This window comes from Nitratidesulfovibrio sp. SRB-5, from assembly GCF_019931275.1.
Classification (GTDB): domain Bacteria; phylum Desulfobacterota; class Desulfovibrionia; order Desulfovibrionales; family Desulfovibrionaceae; genus Cupidesulfovibrio.
Window position 1 is genome coordinate 192,593 of record NZ_JAIOTY010000002.1, and the last position, 19,054, is coordinate 211,646.

Below are 19,054 nucleotides of genomic sequence, written 5' to 3' on the forward strand. Positions count from 1 at the left end.
TTGAATCAACCATGCACGATCGCACGCGCGCTGCCGCGTCGCCTGCACTGGCCGAGGCCATCGGCCAGTCGGACGCGTTTCTCGCCTTTCAGGAGGCGCTTTCGCGCGTGGCGCGCGTGGACCGGCCCGTGCTGCTGGCGGGCGAGCGGGGCACCGGCAAGGAACTGGCCGCCGCGCGGCTGCACTACCTGTCGCCGCGCTGGCAGGGGCCGCTGGTGGTGCTGGACTGCGCGGCGTTGGCCCCCACCCTGGCCGAGGCCGAACTGTTCGGCCACGAGGCCGGGGCCTTCACCGGGGCGGCGGCGCGCCGGGCCGGGCGGTTCGAACGGGCAGACGGCGGCACGCTGTTTCTGGACGAGGTGGGCAACATTCCCGCCGGGGTGCAGGACAAGCTGCTGCGGGTGGTGGAATACGGCATGCTGGAACGGGTGGGCGGCACCCAGCCCGTGCGCGTGGACGCGCGGGTGGTGGCCGCCACCAACGCCGACCTGCCCGCCATGGTGGCGCGGGGACTCTTTCGGGCCGACCTGCTGGACCGGCTGAGCTTCGAGGTGCTGGCCGTGCCCCCCCTGCGCGAGCGCGGTGACGACGTGATCCTGCTGGCCCGCCATTTCGCGGCCAGCATGGCGGCGGAACTGGACCTGCCCGACACGCCGGAACTGGCCCCCGCCGCGCTGGCCCAACTGCTGGCCCACCCCTGGCCGGGCAACGTGCGCGAACTGCGCAACGCGGTGGAACGGGCCGTGGCCCGGCTGGATGACGGCGGCATGCGGTCCGGTGACAGGCGGCGGGAAAGCGCAGGCGCGGGCGGCGCGAGACCGGCGGGCCGTGCCCCGCGCATTGAACATTTCGACCTTGATCCTTTCGCGCGGCCATGGCGGCAGGGACCGGCAGTCCCCCGTCCCGCCCCGGCCACGCAGCCCCCACCCTCCACGGGGGCCATGGCGGGCGGTGCCGGGCCAAGGCGCGGTCCCGGCACCGCACCGCCTGATGATGCAAGGCCAGATGGCACCAGCCCCCATGATGCCCGTCCGGTCAATGCCGACCCGGTCAATGCCGACCCGGTCAATACCGGTCCGTGCAATGCGCACCCGGGCGCGGTCGGCGCGCCGTCCGCCATCGGGCCGCCCCTGCCCTGCATGCCCCTGCCCGAGGCCATCCGCCAACTGGAACTTTCCGCCCTGCGCGCCGCGCTGGACCGTGCCCGGCACAACCGCCGCGTGGCCGCCGAACTGCTGGGCATCTCGTACGATCAATTCCGCGGCTTGTACCGTCGCCATCGGCAGGATATGGAAACGTAATCCGCCGTAACCAGCCGTCACCCCACCCCACCGCACCGCGCGCTCAACCTCAGCACCAAGAGGCACGCCATGTCCCATTCCGATACGTCCGCCACCGTGGGTACCCGCAACATCTACCTCGAAACCCTGCCCATCGCGGAAGCCGTGAACCGAGCCCGCGCCGCGCTGGACCGCGCCACGCTGGTCCGCGCCGAAACCGTGGGCTCGCACGAGGCCGCCGGACGGGTGCTGTCCGAGGCGGTGTACGCGCGCTATTCCTCGCCCACCATGCACAGCGCGGCCATGGACGGCATTGCCGTGCGCGCGGCGGACACCTTTGCCGCGCGCGAAGGGCATCCCGTGGCCCTGCGCCGGGGCGAAGGCTATCACCCGGTCAACACCGGCCACCCCATGCCCGAAGGGTGCGACGCCGTGGTGATGATCGAGCATGTGGCCCAGATCGACGCGGACACCGTGGAGATAGAGGCCCCGGCCTTTCCGTGGCAGCACGTGCGGCGCATCGGCGAAGACATCGTGGCCACGGAACTGCTGTTCCCGCGCAACCACCGGCTGGCCGCCTGCGACGTGGGCGCGCTGCTGTCCGGCGGCATCTGGGACGTGCAGGTGTGGGAGCGGGTGCGCATGCGCATCATCCCCACCGGCGACGAGGTGCTGGACTTCACCACGAGGCCGGAGCCGGGCGCCGGGCAGGTGGTGGAATCCAACTCGCAGGTGCTGGCGGCCATGGCCCGCGACATGGGCTGCATCGTAGAACGCATCCCCCCGGTGCCGGACAACCCCGACGCCCTGCGCGCCGCACTGGCCCGCAGCCTGGACGAGGGCGTGCACGTCACCGTGCTGTGCGCGGGATCGTCCGCGGGCAGCAAGGACTTCACCCGGCAGGTCATCGCGGCGGAAGGGCGGGTGCTGGTGCACGGCATCCAGGCCATGCCCGGCAAGCCTTCGCTGCTGGGCGAATGCCGCGGACGGCTGGTGGTGGGCGCGCCCGGCTACCCCGTCAGCGCGGTGGTCTGCTTCGACGAACTGGTGGCCCCGCTGGTGGCGTGGATGGGACGCACCGTACCGGCGGACCGCCCCGCAGCAGACGTGCATCTGACCCGCAAGGTGCCCTCCAAGCTGGGGGTGGAAGAATTCGTGCGACTGGCCGTGGGCCGCGTGGGCAACCGGCTGGTGGGCACCCCGCTGGGGCGCGGCGCGGGCAACATCACCACGCTGTCGCGGGCGCAGGCCGTGGCCCGCGTGCCCGCCCTGTCCGAGGGCGCCACCGAGCACGAGGTGCTGCGCGCCCGGCTGACCGTGCCCGAGGCGGTGCTGGACTCCATCCTGGTCTGCGTGGGCAGCCACGACAACACCCTGGACGTGCTGGCCGACGAACTGATGGGCGGCGAGCGGCCCTTCCGGCTCATCTCCACCCACGTGGGCAGCATGGGCGGCATCACCGCGCTGCGCGGGGGCTCGTGCCATTTCGCCGGGGCGCACCTGTTCGACCCGGAAACGGGCGACTTCAACTTTCCCTTCCTGGAAAAGTACCTGCCCGACATGGACGTGCGGGTGGTGAACCTGGCCATCCGGCACCAGGGGCTCATCGTGGCGGCGGGTAACCCCAGGAATATCATCGGAGTGGAAGACCTTGCGCGCTCCGATGTGCGGTTCATCAACCGTCAGCGCGGCGCGGGTACGCGCATTCTGCTCGACTGGCATCTGGGGCAGGCGGGCATCGCCCCTTCGCTGGTGCAGGGCTATGACAAGGAAGAATTCACCCACATGGCCGTGGCCGTGAACGTGCTGACCGGCGCGGCGGACTGCGGCCTGGGCATCCATGCCGCGGCGCGGGCGCTGGGGCTGGACTTCGTGCCGCTGGCGCGCGAGCGGTACGACATCGTGATTCCCGCCGCGCACATGGACGATGCGCGGGTGCAGGCCATGCTGGCCCTGCTGCGGGACGAGCGGTTCCTGAAGCGGGTGGAAGCCATGGGCGGGTACGAGACGACGCTGTCGGGCCGGGTGATGGAGAAGGGGATGGGGCTTGGGGGGTAAGGGCAGGGTAAAAGGCGTGCCTTGTCGAAAGGCGCTTTCCTTTATGCGGCGGTACGCGCGAGTGCGCGTGTAATCACGCGCAGCAATTTTACACGGTTGTGGCTGTGCAAGAGGTTTGCCTGGTGGATATTCCGCGTATTTTCACTATTACGGAAAGCAATCACCGTATCCATAATCCGTTCACGCCGGAAAAATTCGCCACGCTTGGTGCGGTGTTGCATCTGGAGCCGGGGACACGTGTGCTTGACCTTGGCAGCGGCTCTGGTGAGATGTTGTGCACATGGGCGCGCGATTACGGGATTACCGGCGTCGGCATCGACATGAGCCCGTTGTTCACCCGGCAAGCGAAGCTTCGTGCCGAAGAACTTGGCGTCGCCAAGCAGGTCGAGTTCATCCACGGCGATGCTGCGGGCCATGTCGCCGCCGCAAAGGTGGGGGTGGCAGCCTGCGTCGGCGCCACATGGATCGGCGGGGGCGTGGCAGGCACCATCGAGCTTCTGGCGAAGAGCCTGTGCGCCGGAGGCATCATTCTAGTCGGTGAGCCTTACTGGCTTCGGGTGCCGCCTACGGAAGACGTTGCCAGAGGGTGCCATGCCAATGCCATTTCGGACTTTCTCGTACTTCCGGAACTTCTCGGGTCTTTTGGCGATCTTGGCTACGACGTGGTGCAAATGGTGCTGGCGGATCAGGAAGGCTGGGACAGGTACGAGGCCGCCAAGTGGCTTACCATGCGGCGCTGGCTTGAAGCGAACCCCGACGACGATCTTGCGCAGGAAGTTCGCGCCCAGCTGACCTCGGAACCACAACGCTATGCAGCCTTCACGCGTGAATATCTTGGATGGGGTGTGTTTGCGCTGATGGCGCGGTGATGTGGGGTGGCTGCGCGGTGACGGCTTCTGCGCGGACAGTCCCGCGTTTTTTGGTTCCCCTCGGTTTCGTCATGCCTCCGGCGGGCAGGGGGTGTTCACCAGCGCGCCACTGCCTTCGTGGAGGGCGCGTCCGCCAAGGCGCGACACGTCTCCCTTTCGCTTCATCTCCATGAAAAACAGGCGCGCCGCCGCTGCAAACCTGCAACGACGGCGCGCCATTCTTTTCCAAAACCGGCCTATGGGCGCATGCCGGGCCACGCCGTCAGGGCATTACACCCGCTCGGTCACCAGGTTCCCCATGCTCACGGTGCCCACCAGCGTCTTGCCTTCTTCCATGATGTCGCCGGTGCGGTACCCTTCGCGCAGCACGCCGCTGACGGCCTGCTCGATGGCCACGGCTTCCTTCTCCAGACCGAAGGTGTAGCGCAGCATCATGGCCACGGAAAGGATGGTGGCCACGGGGTTGGCCTTGTTCTGCCCGGCGATGTCCGGGGCGGAGCCGTGGATGGGCTCGAAGATGCCGGGGCCGCTGGCGCCCAGCGAGGCCGAGGGCAGCATGCCGATGGACCCGGTGATCACCGCCGCCTCGTCGGACAGGATGTCGCCGAACAGGTTCTCGGTGACGATGACGTCGAACTGGGCGGGCCAGCGCACCAGCTGCATGGCCGCGTTGTCCACGTACATGTGGGTCAGCTCCACGTCGGGGTATTCCCTGGCCACCTCGATGACCACGGCGCGCCACAGGCGCGACACGGCCAGCACGTTGGCCTTGTCCACCGAGCAGACCTTCCTGCTGCGTTTGCGGGCCGCCTCGAAGGCCACGCGGGCGATGCGGCGCACCTCTTCTTCATTGTAGATCATGGTGTTGTAGCTGGTGCGCAGGCCGTCGCGCAGCTCTTCCTCGCACACCGGCTCGCCGAAGTAGACGCCGCCGGTCAGCTCGCGCACCACCATCACGTCCAGACCCTGCGCGGCGATGTCGGCGCGCAGCAGGCAGGCCCCGGCCAGTTCGGGCAGCAGGGTGGCCGGGCGCAGGTTGGCGAACAGCCCCAGCGCCTTGCGGATGCCCAGCAGCCCCTTTTCCGGGCGGATGGCGGTGGGCAGGGTATCCCACTTGGGGCCGCCCACGGCGCCCAGCAGCACGGCGTCCGCCGCCTTGCACGCGGCCACGGTTTCGTCCGGCAGGGGGCCGCCCGTGGCGTCGATGGCCGCGCCGCCGATGAGCGCATTGGTGTAGCTGACGGTGTGGCCGAACTTCTTGGCCACCTTGTCCAGTACCTTCACGGCCTGTTCCACTATTTCCGGGCCGATGCCGTCGCCCGGCATCAGGCAGATCTTCATGTCCATCTGGATATCCCTTCTCGATGACCGATGCGCGCTATGGGTGGTGCGGCGGCGGGGTGTACGGCTCGCCGCCGGAATGGTCAGGATTGGCTTATCTCGCTTCCGCCTTTTCTCCTCGCGCCTGCAAAACCGGCATGCGAGGGATTTTGTTCTCCGGCGAGGAAGAGGCGTCTTTCGCGGAGGGAGCGTACTCTTTTCGTACGTGACCGGAGCGAAAGGCGCATCTGACGAAGCCGGAGGGCAAAAGACCCGAATGCCTAAGCCAGCTTCTCGCGGACGTAGGGGACGAGGCCACCCTTATCCAGCAACTCCCGCATCGACGCAGGCAGCGGCGGGCAGGTGATGGTGGCCCCGGTGGTGCGGTTGGTGATCAGCCCCTTGGCCGCATCCACTTCCACGGTGTCGCCGTCGGCGATCTTGTCCACCTCGTCGCCCACTTCCAGCAGCAACAGGCCCATGTTGAAGGCGTTGCGGTAGAAGATGCGCGCGAAACTGTGCGCGATGACCACGGGCATGCCCGCGCCCAGGATGGCGATGGGCGCGTGCTCGCGCGACGAACCGCAACCGAAGTTGCGCCCCGCCACCATCACGTCGCCGGGCTTCACCCGCTTCACCCAGCCTTCTTCAAGGCCAGCCATGCAGTTTTCGCCCAGCTTCTGGGTGTCGGTGGTCACCAGAAAGCGCGCGGGGATGATGGCGTCGGTATCGATATGCTCGCCCACCTTGTGGGCGGTGCCGGTGTAGCTCATGATGCGTAAACCTCCGTAAATGGCGTGTGGAACGGTTCCTGGTCTACAGGGGCCTACAGGCTGCCGGGGTGGGCGATGATGCCCGCCACGGCGGATGCGGCGGCAACAGCCGGGCTTGCCAGATAGACCTCGGATTCCAGGCTGCCCATGCGCCCGCGGAAGTTGCGGTTGGTGGTGGCGATGGCGCGTTCGCCGTCGGCCAGAATGCCCATGTGCCCGCCAAGGCACGGCCCGCAGGTGGCCGGGCCCACGATGCAGCCCGATTCCATGAAGGTTTCGATCAGCCCTTCCTTCAGGGCTTCCTTCCACACGCCGGGGGTGGCGGGCAGCACGATGCAGCGCACGCCCTTGGCCACCTTGCGGCCCTTCAGCACTTCCGCCGCCTCGCGCATGTCGCTGATGCGGCCATTGGTGCACGAGCCGATGACCACCTGGTCCAGGGTCACGCCCCGCACCTCACCCACGGGCTTCACGTTTTCCGGCAGGTGCGGGCAGGCCACCAAGGGTTCCATGCCGGACACGTCGAAGGTCAGCTCGCGTTCATAGGTCGCGCCGGGGTCGGCGGACAGGGGGGCGTCCTTGCGGCCACGCGCGGCGGTGTAGGCAAGGGTCTTGGCGTCGGCGGCGAACAGGCCGGCCTTGCCGCCCGCCTCGATGGCCATGTTGGCGATGGTCATGCGGCCGTCAACGGACAGGGCCTCGATGGCCGCGCCGTCGAATTCCAGCGCGCGGTACAGCGCGCCATCCACGCCGATCTCGCCGATAAGGCGCAGGATCAGGTCCTTTGCACCCACCCACTTGGGCAGGGTGCCGGTGAAGGTGGCCCGGATGGTGGGCGGCACCTTGAACCACGTTTCGCCAAGGGCCATGGCCCCGGCCACGTCGGTGGAGCCGAAGCCGGTGGCAAAGGCGCCCAGCCCCCCGTAGGTGCAGGTGTGGCTGTCTGCCCCCACCACCACGTCACCGGGGCCGACCAGCCCCAGTTCGGGCAGCAGGGCGTGCTCCACGCCGCAGTCGCCGCCTTCGTAGTAGTGGGTGACGCCCATTTCCCTGGCGAATTCGCGGGTCAGCTTCACCTGCTGCGCCGAAGCGATGTCTTTCTGCGGGGTGAAATGGTCCATGACCAGCGCCACCTTGTCGCGGTCGAACACCTTTTTCGCCCCCATGGCCCGGAAGGACTTGATGGCGAGCGGAGCGGTGATGTCGTTTGCCAGAGCCAGCGAGACGCGACAGCGGACGATCTGCCCCGCGGCCGTGATCGCCTCGTCGGTGTGCGCCTGCAGGATCTTCTGCGCAAGCGTGTGTGCCATCTAGATTCCCTCCTTCTCTTGCTCTTCTTCTTTCTTTGCCAGCCGGTTCAGCGCGTTCACGTACGCGCGGGCGCTGGCCAGTATGATGTCGGGGTCGGACCCGCGTCCGACCGCGCTGCTGCCGTTCTGCCGCAGGCGCACGGTCACCTCGCCCTGGGCGTCTGTGCCGCCGGTGATGGCGGTGACCGAGTATCGTTCAAGCACGGGCGCCCGGCCCACTATTTCGCCAATGACGTTGAACACCGCGTCGATGGGGCCCACGCCGAACCCGGCGGCGCGCTTCACCTCGCCCATGACGTCCATGACCACGGCGGCGGTGGGGGGCATGCCGGTGTCGCTGCACTGCACGGAAAGGTTCACCAGCCGGTACAGGTCGGGCAGGCGGTAGACCTCTTCAAGCACCAGCGCCTCGATATCCTCGTCATAAATCTGCTTCTTCTTGTCCGCCAGCTTCTTTACCGCCTCGAACACGGTGACGAGCTGGGCTTCCTCCAGCCGGTAGCCAAGCTCGTCCAGCTTGTTCTTCACGGCGTTGCGGCCCGAATGCTTGCCGATGACGAGGTCGGTCTTGGTCTTGCCGATGGATTCCGGCGTCATGATCTCGTACGTTTCGCGGTTCTTGAGCATGCCGTCCTGGTGGATGCCCGATTCGTGCGCGAAGGCGTTGGCGCCCACGATGGCCTTGTTGGGCGGGATGGGCTGGCCGATGATCATGGACAGCAGGCGGCAGGTGGGGAACAGCTGCTCGGTCACCACGCCGCAGTCCAGCTGGTAGAAGTCGCGCCGGGTATGCAGGGCCATGACGATTTCCTCGAGCGAGGCGTTGCCCGCCCGTTCGCCAATGCCGCTGATTGTCACTTCCGCCTGGCGGGCGCCCGCCTTCAGCGCGGCAAGGGTGTTGGCCACGCCCATGCCGAGGTCGTTGTGGCAGTGCACGCTGAACACGGCCTTGTGGCTGTTGGGCGTGTTTTCGATGACGTACCTGATGAGCCGCCCGAATTCCTCGGGCTGGGCATAGCCCACGGTGTCCGGCACGTTGATGGTGGTGGCCCCGGCGTTGATCACCGCCTCGAAGACCCGCACCAGAAAGTCGGGGTTGGAGCGCGAGGCGTCCTCGGCAGAGAACTCCACGTTGCTGGTGTATCTGGCGGCATGGCGCACGGCGGCCACGGCCATTTCCACCACCTGGTCCGGCTCCTTGCGCAGCTTGTACTGCATGTGCACCGGCGAAGTGGCGAGAAAGGTGTGGATGCGCGGGGTTTCGGCCACCTTCACGGCCTCCCAGGCCCGGTCGATATCGGCGGGCATGGCGCGGCACAGGCCCGCCACCTCCACACCCTTCACGGCGCGGGCGATGGCCTGCACGGCCTCGAAGTCGCCCTGGCTGGAGGCGGGAAACCCGGCTTCCATGATGTCCACGCCCAGGGTTTCCAGCTGGCGGGCCAGGCGGATCTTTTCCTGAAGGTTCATGGTGGCGCCGGGCGACTGTTCGCCGTCGCGCAACGTGGTGTCGAAAATGCGGATGCGACCGGATTCGATGGTCATGGTTCGTGCTCCTCTGGCTGTGGTCCGCGCCCGTTGTGGTTGGGGACGGGACCATGGCGCTGATGCGCGGTCGTCACGTGCGGCGTGTGCGCCTGACGGATTGCTGCATCTGTTCGTTAGCTGCGCGCCGGCCCGGGAGACGGGACTCTGGCTGAGAGGAGGGTACACGTCCGCCCGGGAACGGCGTGCGTTCCTGACACGGAGGTACGGGGCGCTGCTACGACAACCCTAGGATAGGTTGCGTAGTAGCTTGTGATTGCGGCGGGGAATGATGACGAAGGTGTACACGGGACCAGAGATGAGGTAGCCCGCGAACACCAGGAAACCCAAGAGCTTGGGTTCGGAGGAGACGAGTACGAACAGCAGGATGGCGGTAACCATCGAGCTGAACGGATGGGCCTTGATGAGCCCGTATTCCTTGAAGGACGCGTAGCGCACGCGGCTCACCATGAGGAAGGCGAGCACGAAGACGAGCGCAAGGCAGAGGCGCGGGAAGAACCCCGCGAACTGTTCGGGCACGTAGGGGCTGAACAGCACCAGCGTGGCCACGGCGCAACCGGCCGCCGGGATGGGCAGGCCGATGAAGAACTTCTTGGAGGTGGTGGCGGTGGATATGTTGAACCGGGCAAGGCGCAACGCCCCGCACACCGCGAACAGGAAGGCGGCGGCAATGCCGAGGCGGCCATACTGGTGCAACTGCCACTGGTACATCATGAAGCCGGGGGCCACGCCGAAGGCCACCAGGTCGCACAGCGAATCGTACTGGACGCCGAATTCGCTGGCGGTATTGGTGAGGCGGGCCACCTTGCCGTCCAGGCCGTCCATGAGGGCGCTGAACAGAATGGCCATGGCGCAGTCTTCGTACCGCCCGGAAACGGCCCACAACATCCCCAGGAAGCCTGCAAAGAGGCTTGCCGTGGTGAAGAGGTTAGGGAGGATGTACACTCCCTTGTGGATCGGGCGGGCGGGCTGTTCCATGGCCTTGCGGCTGTCCTGTGCCTTTTTTCGGTCCGTGAACCGTTGTAATTGACGGGGTTAGGCGTTGCGGCGCGCCACTATGGTCTGCCCTGCGAACACCTGTTCACCCACGTTCACCGCCGGAGAATAGTCGTCCGGCAGGTAAAGGTCAACCCGCGAACCGAAGCGGATCATGCCGAAGCGTTCGCCACGGGCCAGCACGTCGCCTTCATCGGTGCGGCACACGATGCGCCGGGCGATCAGCCCCGCGATCTGCACGAAGGTCCAGGCGGAGCCGCCTTCCTCGGTCATCTGGTAGGCGCAGCGCTCGTTGTCGGTGGAGGCCTTGTCCCATGCCGCGTTCAGGAACTTGCCGGGATGATAGGCAATGCCGGTCACGGTGCCCGCCACCGGGGCGCGGTTCACGTGCACGCTGAACACGTTCATGAAGATGCACACCGCGGTGCGCGGCTGGCCGGTGAACGGGTCGGGCATGGTCTGCACGCGCACCACCTTTCCGTCGGCGGGGCTGACGGCAAGGCCGGGCGCAGTGGGGGTTACCCGTTCCGGATCGCGGAAGAAGTGGCAGCAGAACCAGGTCAGCAGCATGAACACGAAGCTGCCGGTGGCGCAGCCGAGCATGGCGAGGGAAAGCGTGACGAGGGCGCACAGGCCGATGGCCGGGACGCCTTCGGGGGTGATGCCGATGGAGGCTTTGCGCATGTGGGGTGCCGTTGGTTGCGGTGGTGTGCGGTATGCCGGGGCCGCGGTGCGCGGCCCGCGTGCGGGCAATGTGGTGGGAGTGTAGGCAAAAGCCGCCGCGCTGGCAACCTGCGGGCAACTGATGAGGCAATGGGGACGGGGGCGGGAATCGTCGGCGGGAGGGCAGGGGGCGTCGAATGGCCGGTGGGTTTACCCTTGGGCGGGGCTGCGATGGTCGCCCGCGCATCGTCGCGCCACCAGCGTGCCCATTACCCGGCGCAACAGCAGGGGGGCCACGGCCAGCAGGCACAGGGCAAGCCCGGCGCGCAGGGAAATGATGTCGCCAAGATGGCGGATGCGTCCCAGTTCCGCCCCGGCGTGCACGTATAGGGCGTTCAGCGGCACCATGCCGAGCAGCGAGACCGTGGCGAAGGTGGAAAGACGCATGGCGGTGACCCCGAACAGCAGGTTCACCAGCCAGTAGGGCATCACGGGCACGCAGCGCAGGCCCAGCAGGCACAGCGCGCCTGGCGAGAGCAACCCGGAGCCGGGCACCCCGGACGGTGGCCGGGCAGTGGGAGCCTGGCCTGCCGACGCATGGCCCGTCGCTGCCTGGTCCGAAGGATCCGGGAAAGGGAAAGGAGGCTGCGTCCCGGCCTGCGTCGGCCCATCGGGGCTGCCGCTCCCTTGGGCCATGGCCGCGTCGATGCGGGCCAGTTGGCCGGGCCACAGGCGACGCACCGTGCCGCGCAGCAGGTGGCGGGCGCTCAGGAAGGCCAGGCAGGCCCCGGCGGTGCTGGCCGCGCTGACGGCGGCAAGGGCCATGCCGAAGCCGAACACGGCCCCACCGGTCAGGGTCAGGAACACCGCGCCGGGGATGGAACAGGCGGTCATCAGCACATAGCCCGCCATGTACACGGCCACACTGACCACGGGGTGGCGGGCGTGCAGGTCCAGCAGCCGCTCGCGCAGGGCCAGGGCCTGGTCCGGGCCCGGAGTCGGAAGGTTGCCGGTAAGGAACAGCAGGGCAAGGGTGGTCAGCAGCAGGGCGGCCACCGCTTTCAGGATGGGTACCCGTGTCGCTGTGCCGCGCGTGGACGCCTCTGTGGCGGGGAGCGGTACACATGCGGCGGCAGGCCCGTCGTGCCCCCCATCAAGGGGGATGCGGGGGGTGCGGGCTGGGGGTGGGGGGCGACGGGGAATGCGCACGGACGGGCCTGCCTGCCGGTGTATGGGCGGCCTTCGCGGAGGAAGGCGATACCATGCGCAGCATGCCCCATGCCAGTGGCGGAATGATGATGTCCCGGTGACGGAACGCGAACGATGCCGGTGTGCGCCGCGCCGTCACCTGTCCCTGCGCGGGTGGGCGTCCGTTCGCTGCGCGGCAACTGGCCGACAGCTTCACGGACGCCGCAGTTTCGAACTGCCGTTACCCCGGCCACCCTGCGGGCAGCGCCACCTGCGGGGCCAGCGCGGCCAGGTCGGCGCGGAAGGCGTCGTGCCCGGTGAACAGCCGGGCATGGATGCCCAGCGCGGCGGCCCGCCCGATGTGCCCGGCGTTGTCGTCGAAAAAGGCCGCGCGCGTCGGGTCCACGCCCATGAGAGCCGCGGCGTGGGTGAAGAAGCCGGGGTCGCGCTTGTTCAGCCCCTCGCGGAACGAATTGAACACCCGGTCGAAGTGGCGGTACACGCCGTGCGCCGCGTCGATTTCCTCCAGCCAGTTGGTATGGTCGCTCAGGATGGCCGTGCGCAGCCCGGCGGCGCGCACCGCGTCGGCGGCGCGCAGCATTTCCGGGCGCACGGTGAAGCGGCTCATGATCTCCGCGCGCAGGGCGGCGTCGGTGCCGGTCATGCCGGTGGCCGCGCGCACGGCGTTCCACCATGCGGCCTCGTCGGCCCTGCCGTTGACGTAGCCGGTGGCGTAGCAAAGGTCGGTGGCCGTGCGCATGGCGGCTTCCGGGTCCAGGCCCTGGGTGCGTCCGATGGCGCGCAGGCCTTCGATGAAGCCTTCCTCGGCCAGCACGCCGCTGAAGTCGAAGAAGATGACGTCAATGTGGGGTGCGGCATTGCCGCGCGAGTGTGTCATGGGATATCCTTGGCGTCTGCGGGGCCACGCCGTGCATGCTGCGCGGTGCCCCGGTTCCGGAATGCCGCCGCTCCCGCGCGCCAGAAAGTCGGCGCGGACGCGCACGGCAACCCGCTCAGGATAACCACGCGGAGGCAAAGCGCAATGGCAGGATCCACTCGGCCCGCATCCACAGGCCCCACCGACACCACCGGCCCCGCCATGTCCGCCGGGGCCTCGGAGGCGGCGCACTCCGCCGGTGACGACGACAGGCTGCGGGTGGGCATCAGCTCGTGTCTTCTGGGAAACAAGGTCCGCTTCGACGGCGGGCACAAGCACGACCCGTACATTACCGGAACCCTGGGCCAGTACATGGACTTCGTGCCGGTCTGCCCCGAGGTGGAATGCGGCATGCCCATCCCGCGCGAGGCGCTGCGGCTGGTGGGCGACCCGGCCAACCCCCGGCTGGTCAGCGTGAAGGGCTACGAGGACTGGACGGAGCGCGTGCGCGCCTTTGCCCTGCGCCGGGTGGAACAACTGGCCGCCGAGCGGCTGGACGGGTTCATCTTCAAGCGGGCCTCGCCCTCCAGCGGCATGGAGCGGGTGAAGGTGTACGCCGACCACGACCCCCGCGACGTTCCGGAAGGCGCGGGCCGCGTCAATCTGGGGCCGCCGCAGGAAAAGGGCGTGGGCATCTTTGCCCGCGTGTTCATGGACCGTTTTCCGCTGCTGCCCACGGAAGAGGAAGGCCGCCTGAACGACCCGCGCCTGCGCGAGAACTTCATCGAGCGGCTGTTCGTCATGCGCCGCTGGCGCGCCCTGGCGGAGGCCGGGATGTCGCGCGGCGGGCTGGTGGACTTCCATACCCGGCACAAGCTGCTGCTCATGTCGCATTCGGTGGAGCACTACCGCGCGCTGGGCAGGCTGGTGGCCCATGCGGCCAGCCACGACCAGGCAAGCCTTGCCCGCGACTACCTGACCGGCCTCATGGACGGGCTGCGCCTGCCCGCCACCACGGCCAAGCACGCCAACGTGCTGCAACACTGCATGGGTTACTTCAAGCGGGTGCTGACCCCGGACGAAAAAATGGAAATGCTGGAGGTCATCCAGCGCTACCGCAAGTTGCAGGTTCCGCTGGTGGTGCCGGTGACCCTGCTGAACCACTACGTGCGCAAGTACGGCGAACCGTACCTGGCCGGGCAGTTCTACCTGAACCCGCACCCGGTGGAGCTGAAGCTGCGCAACCACGCGTGAGCGGTTTCGCACCCGGACCGTTCGTTGCGCGCGTGCGGGCAGCGGAAAGGTCTTGCTCCATATCATGCTGAAATGGCATGCAATGATTTGCAGCGTGCGCCGTCGGACTGGCGACGACCGGATGTCAGGGGGGCTCGCGCGCACTATGTATCGACGCATATGCGTGGTGCGGTTACGGTGCCTTCAAACCGCGAGGAGGCACGCATGATCAGACGCTGGTTGATGAGGATATTTCCGAAGCTGCTCGACGTGGGGTTTGTGGTGGGGCTGATAGGGGCAGTGGGGTTTGCGGTGGGAGCCGGAATGCTGGACAAGAAGGGCGGCGGGTTTGCGTTCCTTCCGTTCTTTTCGTTGCTGTTCATCGGGTTGTCGGGGGTGGTCGTCTCCTTTGGACCGCTCTACCTGCTGCTTGAGGTGCGCGACCTGGTCCGGGAATACGTGCGGCAGGAAGGCAACCGCAACCGCGAACATACCGAAGCCTGACGAGCACGCCATGGCGGCGACCGCTGCGGCGTGTCGGCGCGCGCATGCGACCATGAGCGGACGGATTGCCATGCAGTCTGTCCGCCTTGCATTTCCGGGGCGCCTTCTGCTTGCGGCAGGCCCGTTCCTCCCGTCCCCTCGCCTTGCCCCGTCCCGCGCCGCGCACCCATCTTGCCATCCGCCGTCCCGATGACGATATATCCGGAGCAACCACGCCGGTACGCCCCGTCCCGCCACGCGGGCGGAAGCCCGGCGTATTCCGTTCGCGCCCGCACTCCCGTTCCCCGGCTTCTTCCAGCCCCTTCCGTTCCCTTCTGTCAGCGACGTCACCCGCGCGCCACGCACGCATCCCCAATATGCTCCCCACGGAGGTCGCCCCATGGACCCGGTAACCCATCTTGCCAGCGGCGCGCTTGTGGCCATGGCCCTGCCCGATACCCGGCGCAGCCGCTGGTTCATGCCCTTTGCCCTGACCTGCGCGGTGCTGCCCGACGTGGACGTGTTCTTCGGCTCCACGCCGCTGGACTATCTGACCATGCACCGGGGCATCACCCATTCCTTCGCGGGCGGTGCGGTCATGGCCCTGCTGACGGCGCTGCTGTTCCTGCCGCTGCTGCGGCGCGCTCCGCGCGATGCCGTGGGCAGCGGCGGCGTGCACACCTGGGGCTATGCCCGCCATGCGCTGGCCGCCTACGGGCTGATCCTGCTGCACATCTTTCTGGACTGCATCACCACCTACGGCACGCAGGTGTTTCTGCCCTTCTCGGACTACCGGGTGGCCCTGCCCGCCGTGTTCATCATCGACCCGGTCATGACCCTGGTGATGCTGGCGTGCATCGTGGCGGCCATGGGCCGGGCGCATCGGCGCACCTTTGCCGCGCTGGGCCTGGCCTGGACCGTGCTGTGGCCCGGCGCTTCCCTGGCGGTGCAGCAGCACGTGCAGTCCGGCCTGGTGGCGAAGCTGGCCGCACAGCCCGTGCCGCCCGTGTCGGTGGCGGTAATCCCCGAGGTGCTGGCCCCGTTCAACTGGAAGGTGGTGGTGGACGATGGCCGCCGCTACGGCATGGCCCGCTACCAGTTGCTGAACCCGGATGCGCCGCTGGCCCTCGAACTGTTCGAAAAGGCGGACCCGGTGCTGTACCGCCGCCTGTCCGAGGGGGAAGAACTGTTCCGCGTGTATGGCCGCTTTGCCATGTTCATGACCCAGGAAACCCGGCAGGAAAACGGGGCGTCCGTGATCGCCTATCGCGACCTGCGCTTTGCCTCCACGGTGCCGTTCATGCGCATGCTGCGCGGCGAGGGCGTGCCCTTCCAGTTGTGGGCGCGCCTTTCCACCGACGGGCGGCTGGAAGGGTTCCGTTTCGTGCAGGGGCGCGCCGCGGGCGGCAGCGATGCGGCTGGCGCGGCTGGCGGAACTGGTGAGTCTGGCGGGACTGGCGCGACTGGTGAATCTGGCGGAACTGGCGGCGGCGAATGGGTGCCCGTGCCGCGCTGAGGGCGGCATGGCATTGCATACGAGCCGATGAAATGTGTCCACACCCCTTGTCACATGAGGGGTGACGCGATATTGATGAAATATTGGGGAGTATGGCGTGGTGACGCCATGCGGCAACAGCACGGGATGCATCCGCAACTTCCCGTTGGCGGGCGCGGAACATGCCGGAACAGTGCTGTCCGCGCGTATAACATGCCGCCACTAAACATGTTTCGCACATGGTGCCGCCGCATCGGGGTTCCGGGGCGCGCGCGGCGGCCCTGCACCTACACGCCATGCCCCGCACGGACAGGTCCGACTGGAGGTCCACGTGAACAAGAGCGAACTGGTACGAGCGCTTGCAGAAGAGCACGAACTGCCTGTAGAGGACGCCACCGTGGTGGTGAACACCTTCTTCGACTGCGTGCGCGATGCGCTGCTGGAAGGTGACCGCGTGGAGATTCGCGGCTTTGGTTCGTTCAAGATCAAGGGCTATCGCGGCTACAAGGGCCGCAACCCCAAGACCGGCGATTCCGTGGCGGTGCCGCCCAAGCGGCTGCCCGTGTTCCGCGCCGGAAAGGAACTGAAGGACATCCTGAACCCCTAGGAGACAGGGGCGGCGAGAGCCTTCGTTTTCGTCATTGGTGGGGCGGCGCGCAGGGCGCCGCCAGGCGGGCGGTTGCGCTGCCGGTCGGGGGGCTGGCTGCGCGAGCGCTCGTGTTTGGTTCGGGGGATGAGCAGCGTGGATGCGTGCGGCCCGGCGGGCGGCACAGGGGGGCATGATGGGCAACGGCACGGAAGACACATTGCACGGGCACAGGGCATGTCCTGTCCCGGCAGTCATGCCGCGCGAACTGGCGGAAGAGCGGCTGCGCCATCTGCACCTGCGCATAGGCGAGGGCATCGTGGCACGGCGCCCGGCCATCATCGCCACGGTGCTCGGCTCGTGCGTGTCCGCCACGTTTTTCCATAGGTCCACTGGGCTTGCGGGCATCTTTCACGCCATGCTGCCCACGGCGGAAGGCAGCCGCGATTTCGATTGCAACCCCTGCAAATACGTGGATACCGCCGTGGAGGCGGTGCTGGCCCATTTTCTGCGCAAGGGCGTGCCGGTCATCGAGATCGAAACCAAGTTGTTCGGCGGCGCCTTCAGCATGAACACCGAAGAAAAGTCGCTGGTGCGATCGCTGGTGGACGTGGGTGGCCGCAACGTGCAGGTGGCCCGCGACCTGCTGCGCGCCAGGGGGCTGGTGGTGTCCAGCGAACATGTGCTGGGCGAACGGGGCCGCAAGCTGCTGTTCCACGCGGGCACCGGCGAGGTGTGGGTGAAGCTGCTGCGCCGCAGCCTGGCCGAGCAGGGCCGAGGCGCGGGCCGCACCGGGCGTGGCCGTCATGCCGAGCCCCCGGCCTGGTCGTACGACGCCAGGCCGGAACCGTGGCCCGGTCCCGTCCCGTTTGGCGAATCGGGCCGGGCGGGTGGTTCGGGCCGGGCGGCTGGCCCGGTTGGTTCGGACGGCCCGGCTGATTCGGGCGAGCCGGATGGTTCGGGCGAGCCGGGCGGGCAGGCCTGATAGCTCGCGCCTGATAGCTCGCGCCTGATGGCTCGCGCCGGATGGCTCGGGCCTAGTCGCTCGGGCCGGATAGCTCGGGCCGGGTAATCCCGCCAGACAGCTCGCGCCGGGTTTCGTCCCCCGATTTCGTTCCCGGATTTTGCCCCCTCCATTTCGCCGTCCGCTCCCGCAGCGCGCCCGCGCACGCTGGCCTTGCCCCCGGAAATGGGCTACGAGCGGGGGCAGACCCCCATTCCCCACGCACCCGCACGCCGGACCCTTGCCGCATGAAGATCGTCTTCTGCATCGACGACAACCCCCGCTACCTGCTGATGATGCGCGCCGCCGTGCGTTCGCTGCGGCGTCTGCATGGCGATGCGGCCCCCTGCGTGTGCGTGTACGGCGGCAGCAACCCGGCGGTCATGGACGCGGTGCGCGCCGAGGGCGTGCAGCTTGTCCGGCACACCCCGGTCATCGGCGTGCACAACGCCCCGCCGCAGTTCCACCGCTGCATCGGCGCGTTTCTGAAGCTGGAGCTGGCCCTGCTGCCGGAACTGGCCGACGACGAGTACGTGCTGTACTGCGACGCCGACGTGTACTTTCACCAACCGATTCTGGGAGCCGGTGGGGGCGATGCCGCATCCGGCGGGGCAGAGCACATCCGCCCGCAGTACATGGCCATGGCCCGCGAGGCCACGGCCCCCTTCCACCACGCCCACGAACAACTGGACTACGAATGGCGGGGCCGCCGCTACGTGGTGCCGCTGCCCTTTCCCATCTGGACCTTCAGCAGCGGGGTGGTGCTGTTCAACCTCGAGCGGCTGCGGCGGCACGACCACATCCACAACTTTCTGGCCTTCTGCGTGCAGAACCTGCACCGCATCGGCAATCTGGACCAGTCGCTGCTGAACTATTTCTTCGGCAAGCGGGTGACCAAGCTGGACCCTTCGTGGAACTGCCCGCCCTACCGGGCCGACGCGCTGACGCGGGCGCGCATCGTGCACTTTCACGGCCCCAAGCCGTGGGACACCAAACCCGCGTTGTGGAAGGACCTGCGCATCAACCACTACATGGAATTCCGGCGCCGCTGGCTGGAACTGCTGACGCCGGAAGAACGCGAGCAGGCCGCCGCGTGGGAGGCGGCGGGGTAGGGACGCCGTGGGGCGATTTTTCGAATCTCTCACCCGCGACGCTTTTTTCCGGCCCGCGCCGTGTCCGGTTCGCATCCCGCCCGGATATTCATTGCTTCCGGCGCGCGCTGCTTGTCGCCTGCGGCGGTGTGTCCGCCTCCTTCCGTTTCGTCCGCCCACCTTCTGTTTTGTCCGACCCCCTTCGGCTTTGCCTGTCTGCCTTCCGCTTCGCCTGTCCTGCTCCGGCTCCCCATTACTGCGGTGCCGGGCGCATCCCCCCATCC

17 protein-coding genes are annotated in these 19,054 nt (G+C 67.9%); 9 read left to right on the forward strand and 8 right to left on the reverse strand.

What is annotated here, in order from left to right:
• The first annotated feature begins 11 nt into the window (after nucleotides 1-11).
• The 3 genes from K6142_RS08305 to K6142_RS08315 all read left to right on the forward strand — a co-directional run bounded on the left by K6142_RS08305 (nucleotide 12) and on the right by K6142_RS08315 (nucleotide 4,207).
• On the forward strand, nucleotides 12-1,301 hold the full coding sequence (locus K6142_RS08305; protein WP_190244336.1) for a sigma 54-interacting transcriptional regulator: 1,290 nt from the start codon (nucleotides 12-14) through the stop codon (nucleotides 1,299-1,301).
• A gap of 69 nt (nucleotides 1,302-1,370) precedes the next feature.
• Nucleotides 1,371-3,338 (forward strand): molybdopterin biosynthesis protein, encoded by a 1,968-nt coding sequence (locus K6142_RS08310; RefSeq protein WP_190244337.1) that lies wholly within the window; start codon nucleotides 1,371-1,373, stop codon nucleotides 3,336-3,338.
• A 122-nt stretch (nucleotides 3,339-3,460) separates the two neighbouring features.
• Nucleotides 3,461-4,207: an SAM-dependent methyltransferase gene (locus K6142_RS08315; protein ID WP_190244338.1), complete on the forward strand. Its 747-nt coding sequence runs from the start codon at nucleotides 3,461-3,463 to the stop codon at nucleotides 4,205-4,207.
• A gap of 270 nt (nucleotides 4,208-4,477) precedes the next feature.
• Here K6142_RS08315 and leuB read toward each other — a convergent pair whose 3' ends face one another.
• The 8 genes from leuB to K6142_RS08355 form a co-directional block, all read right to left on the reverse strand.
• The gene (gene leuB, locus K6142_RS08320; protein WP_012612913.1) at nucleotides 4,478-5,554 is read right to left on the reverse strand and encodes a 3-isopropylmalate dehydrogenase; all 1,077 of its coding nucleotides are present in this window, start codon (nucleotides 5,552-5,554) and stop codon (nucleotides 4,478-4,480) included.
• Nucleotides 5,555-5,808: 254 nt separating this feature from the next.
• A complete protein-coding gene (locus tag K6142_RS08325; protein WP_012612912.1) occupies nucleotides 5,809-6,300 on the reverse strand; it encodes a 3-isopropylmalate dehydratase small subunit in 492 nt (163 codons plus the stop codon).
• Nucleotides 6,301-6,353: 53 nt separating this feature from the next.
• Complete coding sequence (leuC, locus tag K6142_RS08330) at nucleotides 6,354-7,610, reverse strand: 3-isopropylmalate dehydratase large subunit (RefSeq protein WP_223380804.1); 1,257 nt, start codon at nucleotides 7,608-7,610, stop codon at nucleotides 6,354-6,356.
• Entirely contained in the window at nucleotides 7,611-9,155 is a 1,545-nt protein-coding gene (locus tag K6142_RS08335; RefSeq protein ID WP_223380805.1) for a 2-isopropylmalate synthase, read from the reverse strand. It abuts the gene before it with no gap.
• A 228-nt stretch (nucleotides 9,156-9,383) separates the two neighbouring features.
• Complete coding sequence (gene pssA, locus K6142_RS08340; protein WP_190244343.1) at nucleotides 9,384-10,133, reverse strand: CDP-diacylglycerol--serine O-phosphatidyltransferase; 750 nt, start codon at nucleotides 10,131-10,133, stop codon at nucleotides 9,384-9,386.
• 57 nt (nucleotides 10,134-10,190) lie between these two features.
• Complete coding sequence (locus K6142_RS08345; protein ID WP_012612908.1) at nucleotides 10,191-10,835, reverse strand: phosphatidylserine decarboxylase family protein; 645 nt, start codon at nucleotides 10,833-10,835, stop codon at nucleotides 10,191-10,193.
• A gap of 189 nt (nucleotides 10,836-11,024) precedes the next feature.
• The gene (locus K6142_RS08350) at nucleotides 11,025-11,870 is read right to left on the reverse strand and encodes a TVP38/TMEM64 family protein (protein ID WP_223380806.1); all 846 of its coding nucleotides are present in this window, start codon (nucleotides 11,868-11,870) and stop codon (nucleotides 11,025-11,027) included.
• Between the two features lie 373 nt (nucleotides 11,871-12,243).
• The gene (locus K6142_RS08355) at nucleotides 12,244-12,900 is read right to left on the reverse strand and encodes an HAD family hydrolase (protein WP_223380807.1); all 657 of its coding nucleotides are present in this window, start codon (nucleotides 12,898-12,900) and stop codon (nucleotides 12,244-12,246) included.
• 201 nt (nucleotides 12,901-13,101) lie between these two features.
• Between K6142_RS08355 and K6142_RS08360 the strand changes: the two genes are divergently transcribed.
• The 6 genes from K6142_RS08360 (at nucleotide 13,102) to K6142_RS08385 (ending at nucleotide 18,791) form a co-directional block, all read left to right on the forward strand.
• Nucleotides 13,102-14,133, forward strand: coding sequence for a YbgA family protein (locus K6142_RS08360; protein WP_223380907.1), 1,032 nt, complete (start codon nucleotides 13,102-13,104; stop codon nucleotides 14,131-14,133).
• Nucleotides 14,134-14,337: 204 nt separating this feature from the next.
• A complete protein-coding gene (locus tag K6142_RS08365; protein ID WP_190244346.1) occupies nucleotides 14,338-14,616 on the forward strand; it encodes a hypothetical protein in 279 nt (92 codons plus the stop codon).
• A gap of 379 nt (nucleotides 14,617-14,995) precedes the next feature.
• The gene (locus K6142_RS08370) at nucleotides 14,996-16,111 is read left to right on the forward strand and encodes a metal-dependent hydrolase (protein WP_223380808.1); all 1,116 of its coding nucleotides are present in this window, start codon (nucleotides 14,996-14,998) and stop codon (nucleotides 16,109-16,111) included.
• Nucleotides 16,112-16,421: 310 nt separating this feature from the next.
• Nucleotides 16,422-16,697 carry an HU family DNA-binding protein gene (locus K6142_RS08375; protein WP_012612903.1) on the forward strand — a complete coding sequence of 92 codons (276 nt, stop codon included), beginning with the start codon at nucleotides 16,422-16,424 and terminating at the stop codon, nucleotides 16,695-16,697.
• A gap of 235 nt (nucleotides 16,698-16,932) precedes the next feature.
• Complete coding sequence (locus K6142_RS08380; RefSeq protein ID WP_190244348.1) at nucleotides 16,933-17,661, forward strand: chemotaxis protein CheD; 729 nt, start codon at nucleotides 16,933-16,935, stop codon at nucleotides 17,659-17,661.
• A 266-nt stretch (nucleotides 17,662-17,927) separates the two neighbouring features.
• Nucleotides 17,928-18,791 (forward strand): glycosyltransferase, encoded by an 864-nt coding sequence (locus K6142_RS08385; protein WP_190244349.1) that lies wholly within the window; start codon nucleotides 17,928-17,930, stop codon nucleotides 18,789-18,791.
• Nucleotides 18,792-19,054 lie beyond the last annotated feature (263 nt).